Raw genomic sequence first — 6,837 nt, 5'->3', positions numbered from 1 at the left:
TATTCTTATCGATTGAGTACACGGCCAATTTCGGCACCACAGACGACAATGTGCGCATCATGCGACTGCTCATGTCGCCGTATAGCGCAAAGTTCGCAGAGCACACCGTCACACCCTCACGCCAGAAGAAATTGCGGACGTGGTGCGCCGGATCGCCGACTTTGATGCCTAGCGCCTTCGCCTCCTCGCTGCGGGAAATTACGCATCCGTCATTACTGCCGGCGACCACTACCGGGCGATGTAGAAGCTCAGGACGCCATACGGACTCGACGGAGTAGTAGAAGTTGTTGGCGTCGAACAGCACATATGCAGGGCGACCGTTCATTGCCGTCGCAGGTCGTGCAGGTTGAAAGTGCATACCCCCCAAATGACCAGGTCTTCGGGGTTGGGGATAGCAATCGGGGGATAGGCAGGGTTTTCTGGCGCCAGCAGCACGATATTTGACTCGGTCTCCAGTAACCGCTTGCAGACGAATTCGCCGTCGTAGATCGCTGTAACTATCGAGCGGTGCTTCGCCCGCAGAGACCGGTCCACCACGATGATGTCGCGCGGGTAAATGCCAACGCCGGTCATAGAGTCCCCGCCAGCCCGCATCAGGTAGGTGGCGGGCGGATTGAGGATCGCGATTTCGTCGAGCGACGTCATCGACTCGACGAGATCCTCAGCGGGGGAAGGAAAGCCGCAGGAGATGTGACTAGAGAAGAGGGGTACAAGCTTTGTCCGCGGAGTTCGCGCCAACAACGAGGCGGAGCCGAGCAGGGTCATGGTGTCGTTCATCGCGCACCTGTATGTATATACAGTTAGGGGCCGTGATGATACGCCGGTGACCGTAGCGGACAAGCTCCAGGCGACGAAGATACTTCGAGGAGCAAAAAACATGGATAGGGGGGAAGCCAGCGCCGGCCTTCCAGGAACTACTCCGGATGTTGAAGCAGGGGGCGGTCCCGCCGACGAACGCACACATTCAGCACAACGGGGAAATCTCCACCCCCAACACCACAGGCGACTATTTTGCAGGCACAGAGAGACCAGAGCCGCCAAATGAAACATTCCCCGACCGGGCAACAATGCGACTCCGAAAAGACATAGAGGCAGTTACTCTCGCCGCAGAGCTACAGACAGCACATAGGACAATGAATGCCCCCACACATTACTGACGACAAAGCGGCAGTTATCCGCTACTGGCACGCCGTCGAACTGCTCAGCCCCCAGACAGTGCCATTTCCGTCCACCAGGGAAAGGGCAAGCCCGCGTGACGCTGTGGTGCATGACCTATCGAGAAATGGAGCGCTCGTCCTGCCCTGGTCACCGCAGAGCCGGCTGGCGAAGATGGTCATTCCCCAAAACCGCACTTGGAGCCACCTGGTCTACGGCCACTGCTTCGACTACCGCTTGATCGTCGACCTCCTGGAGCAACACTTCGGCGCAGACAACGGCTATCGGGAAACGCGAGAAAGTATCGCCGGACTTTACGCGCTCCGTTTCACTGCCCAGGGAAAGATGGTCGAAGACAGCTTCGTGCTCTCCAGCGCCGCATGGCTCGCTGGCAGAATTCTCACAGGACGCGAGCGGCTGAGCGGATTCGAGGACGCCCAGAGCACAGCCGCAGAAATTGCAGCTGAAACGCTTGAGGGCGTGGTGACGCCTATGGCACTGGAGGCCCTGACCGCGAAAGTCATCGCCCACCTGTCTCTCGCCGACTTTTTCTCACCTGCCCCCAGCCGCTACATCTGCCGGTCAACACCTGTTCGGCCAAGCGCAGCAGACGCGACCGACGATCCTCTCAACAGCTTCCTGCTTGATGACCTCGCCAGGGTTGCGAGTAGCGTCGCAGGTGGCGAAAGCAGCGCTGCACTGGAGGCGTACCTGTCACTGCATGACGGTACGAAGCGAGTTGACCTGAGCGACGATGTTTCGTCAGGGACGCAGTGCGGCTTGCTGGCGCTGGGCCGCTACCCAACCGGCTGCTGGCCAGCGCCTGGCGACCTCGGCCTGGTGCACTCGCAACAGCTCGCTGTGAACACGATTCGCGACGGGCTGGAGCGCGGGGCGGGACTGCTGTCGGTAAATGGGCCGCCGGGGACGGGTAAAACAACGCTGCTGCGGGACATCGTCGCCGCGGTGGTGACCAACCGGGCGGACGCCCTCGCGAGGCTTGCCACTTCGTCTGACGCATTCCTCGACAAGGGGACTGTCGTTGATGCGGATAAGAACCGAGGGTACTGGCCGCTCCATCCAGATCTACTGGGGCACGAGATTGTCGTTGCGTCGTCGAACAATGGCGCAATCGAGAACGTCACCCTGGAACTACCGCAGATCGACAAGGTGGACGCCAGCTGGCTCGATGAGTATGACCTGTACGCCGATATTGCCTCGGTGGTCTCCGGGCAGCCGGCCTGGGGACTTATCTCAGCCGCCCTCGGCAGCAAGGGGAGGCGAAGTGTCTTCGTCGACGCTTTCTGGAGCGGCGTATCCCGGCGTAAGGCTGCGGTTGATGCTGGTGCTGCGGAACAGCGCCAGCAGGCGGCGGGCGCCGAGGGGCGACCTGATGATGAGGTAAGCGAGCAGGGCGAGGGTGCTCCGGGCGCCGGTGCCGGGCTGCTCCAGGATGGCCACGCGACTTCCCAGGGAGCGCTGGCGCCGAGAGCTGAAGCCGCGGCTGCCGTCGGCGTGGAGGAAACTGCGACGCCCAGGGGCATGGAGGCCTGGCTCAACGACCAGCGCAAGAACATCCCGGCTGCCGAAAAAGCTGCTCTGTGGAAACAGGCAGTTCAGCGGTACCAAGATGCTAAGCGGGAGGCGGATCTCGCCGCCCAGGATGCCCTGAGGATCACCACCCTGCTCCGGCTGCGCCATGACGTCTGCAAAGAGCTGCCGAAGTTGCAGCAGGCCATCGCCGATGTAGCAGCTGGTGCCAGGGCGTTGGCGAGCGATCTGGAGGACAGGGAGAAGGACGCTGGTGCTGCAGAAGCGCTGCTTGAGGATGCGCTGGCGGCAGTCGCAGAGCTGCTAAAGCGTCGCCCAGGGTTTTGGGAGAACCTGCTCAGCTTCTGGCGGGCGGGCCGGCGCTGGGCCCAGGAGGAGGACAATGCCCGCGCCCAGCGGGAGCTGGCGCAGGGTCGCTGCAAGCGGATTGACCGTGAGATGCAAACATTGCTGGAGAAGGCCGAGCGCCAGCAACGCGCGTACGCAGACGCAAAAGCAGCAGCTGAGAGCGCACATCAGGAGGCCAGGCGTCTCTCCAGCGAAGCGATCGCGTTGGCGAAGCACTACGGCGCCGAGCATCTGCGGGTATTCCTGGAAACCGGTGCCATCGGCCGCGGTGAAGCGATAGAGCTCGCTGAGCCCTGGAGCATTCCAGGCTGGCGCCGGGCCAGGGCGAAGGTGTTTCTGGAGGCCATGCGCCTACACCAGACGCTTTTCCAGCTGGAGTCATCGCGGGTCTTCACCAATCTCACCCTTGCCAAGGTCGTGCTCGAGGGCGAGCGGTACCAGAACATCCCGCGCGAGGCGATCCGGTCGGTGTGGGGCACCCTGTTCATGGCGGTACCGGTGCTGAGCAGCACATTCGCCTCTTTCGCGCGGTGCTTCAGCACCCTCGGCGCCGGCGATATCGGCTGGCTGCTCGTCGACGAGGCCGGCCAGGCGACGCCGCAGGCGGCTGTGGGGGCATTGTGGCGTTCGAGGCGGGCGGTGATGGTCGGCGACCCGCTCCAGCTGGAGCCGATCAACCAGGTGCCGCCGGCGGCCCTGGAGCACATGCGAAGAGCCTTCGGGGTGGGGGCGCATTGGATGCCGCACCAGCTGTCCGCGCAGCGGCTCGCGGATCTGGCCAACCCGATCGGCAAGGAGATCGGCCCGGAGGGTAGCAAGGTGTGGGTCGGCCTCCCGCTGGTGGTCCACCGCAGGTGTGACCACCCCATGTTCGAGGTCGCCAACCGTATCGCCTACTCGGGCGGGATGGTCTACGGAACCTCCCGGAGGGTACCCGATACCCCCCCGACCCTCCCGTCAGGGTGGGTGCAGGTACGCGGTACCTCCAGCGGGAACTGGGTACCCTCGGAGGGGAGGTCGCTGAACCTCCTCGTTACCCTCCTGACCCTCGAGGGGGTACCCCCGGAAAGCATCTCGGTCGTCACGCCTTTTGGTGACGTAATTCGTCAGGTCGGCGGAGGTACCCTCTCGAAGGTAGGGGCAACCTCCGGAACCATCCACACCATGCAGGGGAAGGAGGCCGACGTCGTCATCCTGGTGCTAGGGGGTAACGCAGACCCCCAGCGACCCGGCGCCAGGGGGTGGGTGGTCTCCAAGCCGAACATGCTCAACGTCGCCGTCACCAGAGCCAAGCGTCGGCTCTACGTGATTGGCGATCGCACCGACTGGGAGAAGCGCCGCTACTTCAACCAGGTGATGGATCTGCTGCCGGTGGTTAGCGTCGAGGCGGCGCTCACGCGGATGGAGGCGGCTCAGCGGACGAGCGAGGTGCGCGGCCGCACTGAGCAGGATGGCGACTGGCAGGCGGCGCTGGTGCTGTCTGACAAGCTCCAGGTAGGTCGCCCATCGACAAGCTGAGCGGGTTGGGCGGCCGCCCGGCCGTGCGGAGTGTTCTCCAGGGCGCATCTCAGGAGTGGCACCAGCAGGCTACAGACGGAGCAATTCCCTCTGTAGCTGCACGTCATTGCGCCCCGGCCGGCTGCCAGATCAGGCGTCGAGCCCCTCAGATGGGAGCAATAGCCCCAGTGCGACGAAACATCAGATGCAAAGATGCCGCCTGTACCTTCAGCAGAAGGCCCCAGCGCTGGCCGCCATATTTTCGTATGGGGCACAGCGTGTCGGGCCGGGCGCCACGTTGACCAGGAGCATTGATGACGAACGTGAAGTTGGAAGACCTGAGTAAAAGCCAGCAGTGGTTGCTCAACGGCTATGTGGCCCTGTACCTGTCCAGCGTCGATCGGCTGGCTGCCACCTGCGCCGGCCTTACCATTTCGGCCATGGCCTATCCCGCGTTACTCCTGAGGGGCGAGGTGGCTGTTTGGCTTGGCGGAGCTCATGGCGAAACCCTAGGCACCATCGCCGGGCTGCTGCTCATGTTCGCCGGCTTCACCATTCTTTCGCGGCTCGTGGGCTTTTGGATCATCAACCCGCTTTGGGGCCTGTGCATTCTCGCCAAGGCACGATACCGCTACGGGCCAGTTACCCGCCGGAAGATTCTGGAGTGGGTTATCGAGCAGGGTGGCGGTGAGTCCAAGGCCGCGCTGGACATAGCCGCGCTGGCGCGGGCCCAGGGTGAGCTGAAGTAGCTCAGCAGCCACCGTGCATCCATCGCCATCCCTTTTCAGGAGCCTATGACCATGACGCAGTCCTCCATCGAGGTGCACCCAGACTTTCCTTTCATCCGCGTTGGCCTGGCGTACGACTTCGACACCTCGCTTGCGGGGTTGCCTCGGGAAGAGCACGTGGTCGATCCCGGAGATTGGTGGATGGAGGTGGCCGGAGAGGTTCAGGGGCTTGTTTACGGATCCCGTGATAGGGCCCTGGCTGACGTCGAAAAGGTGATCTTTGCAGAATGGCGTGACAATTCGTTCGTTGAGCAGCAGATCGCTGCAGCGGTGGACGCCGGGAATACCCATCTCGCGCTAAGGCTGGCGGAAGGCCGCGGCCGGGCCAGGGGGAGGCGTGACGCCAAGGAAGAGTTCGCAGCGGCTCTGAGTGAGGTTGACCACGTCCTGAAGCGTTTTCGGAGTCGGTGAGTCGAGGCCCTAAAGGGGGAGCAATTCCCCCTGTAGACGCTACCCATACATGAAAACATTGCATCCACGAATCGCAGTGTTCAGCGGCGTTTGCCCCTTCCTACAGGAGCTTCCATGCGGAATCCCATCTTCCAATACTCCGTCGTTTCCGAGTCCAGCCACAGCAGATTTGGCGGTGCACCGTCGCATGCGGCGCATAAAAGCAACTTAGAGGTAATGCTGTGCGGGGTGAGCCGCGCCATCTTTGGCTGCGCTTCGTCCGAGAGTCTGGCGGGGCTGGATGGTGTGGTCAGTTGTCCTGAGTGCATGCGTGTGCTGCAGGAGCGTGGCGTTGGTAGTTATGCCGGTCCGCTAGGGTTCCTCCCTACATCGGTAGTGAAGAATGGCGTGCTACTCGATTACTTCAGTGTCGGGATCTTCGATCAGGGGTACGAGGATTTCTTCGCTCACGGTCACCACGCACCAGGCGTGGTGCTGGGTATTGCGCGGGAAATGTTCATGAACCGTCTCGAAGGCTGGGAAGAGCTGCAAACGACGGTATACGCGCACTGGAGCGCGTCTATCGAGGCTCACGAGAAGGACGGGCCTTTCTGCAGGCTGACATGGCATAAGACAGCGGATGAAGAGGGGTACAACCCCACAATCAAGGTCTTCCCCCGCCAGATCACTGTGATTCGGCATGAAGCGTGGCCGCTGCTGGAGAAGCACGGCACGGAAACCGAGCACGCCTGCAGGCGGCTGAAGGCCTGGTACCTCGGCTCGACAAAGCTCGGCAGGGTTCCAACTCCTGATGACCTCGACATCCGGTACACCCGTGGATACACCGTTTGCGGTGTCCCCTCTGGAAGCACCGAGAACACCTGTCTTGAATGGCCGACGGCTTACTTCGAAGAGGCCATGCAGCTTCTCGGGAAGTGGGAGGTTGCCGGTGCGACCGGATTGAAGCTCGTAGGTTGGTCGTGTGGCATCTCGCTCGAGGAGCTGAGAGCCGGTGGCGCCACGATCATCCGGCACGGAATTCGTGAGCACGGAAGAGACTTTCCCTTCTGGGAGTTCCTCGACATGTATCAGCTGGCGGAGCGTTGAG

6 protein-coding genes are annotated in these 6,837 nt (G+C 62.4%); 4 read left to right on the top strand and 2 right to left on the bottom strand.

What is annotated here, in order from left to right:
* Together YA0848_RS22395 and YA0848_RS22390 are read right to left on the bottom strand one after the other, a co-directional pair.
* Positions 1-325, bottom strand: a 325-nt coding sequence (locus YA0848_RS22395) for a Y-family DNA polymerase (protein ID WP_442967212.1), incomplete at its 3' end; no start/stop codon positions are given.
* Complete coding sequence (locus YA0848_RS22390) at positions 322-777, bottom strand: LexA family protein (protein WP_065327778.1); 456 nt, start codon at positions 775-777, stop codon at positions 322-324. The genes YA0848_RS22390 and YA0848_RS22395, both read right to left, overlap by 4 nt.
* Before the next feature lie 360 nt (positions 778-1,137).
* On the opposite strand from YA0848_RS22390, the gene YA0848_RS22385 reads away from it, so the two are divergent.
* The 4 genes from YA0848_RS22385 to YA0848_RS22370 all read left to right on the top strand — a co-directional run bounded on the left by YA0848_RS22385 (position 1,138) and on the right by YA0848_RS22370 (position 6,836).
* Positions 1,138-4,572 carry an AAA domain-containing protein gene (locus YA0848_RS22385; RefSeq protein WP_198731430.1) on the top strand — a complete coding sequence of 1,145 codons (3,435 nt, stop codon included), beginning with the start codon at positions 1,138-1,140 and terminating at the stop codon, positions 4,570-4,572.
* A gap of 293 nt (positions 4,573-4,865) precedes the next feature.
* Complete coding sequence (locus YA0848_RS22380; RefSeq protein WP_065327776.1) at positions 4,866-5,300, top strand: hypothetical protein; 435 nt, start codon at positions 4,866-4,868, stop codon at positions 5,298-5,300.
* Positions 5,301-5,351: 51 nt separating this feature from the next.
* Positions 5,352-5,750 (top strand): hypothetical protein, encoded by a 399-nt coding sequence (locus YA0848_RS22375; protein ID WP_065327775.1) that lies wholly within the window; start codon positions 5,352-5,354, stop codon positions 5,748-5,750.
* A gap of 114 nt (positions 5,751-5,864) precedes the next feature.
* Complete coding sequence (locus YA0848_RS22370) at positions 5,865-6,836, top strand: hypothetical protein (protein ID WP_065327774.1); 972 nt, start codon at positions 5,865-5,867, stop codon at positions 6,834-6,836.
* Position 6,837: the final 1 nt, after the last annotated feature.

It is taken from the genome of Pseudomonas sp. S4_EA_1b (genome assembly GCF_016307435.1).
GTDB classification, from domain to species: domain Bacteria; phylum Pseudomonadota; class Gammaproteobacteria; order Pseudomonadales; family Pseudomonadaceae; genus Aquipseudomonas; species Aquipseudomonas rhodesiae.
The sequence above is the reverse complement of the archived record's forward strand: the minus strand, read 5'-3'. Positions and strand labels throughout refer to the sequence as shown.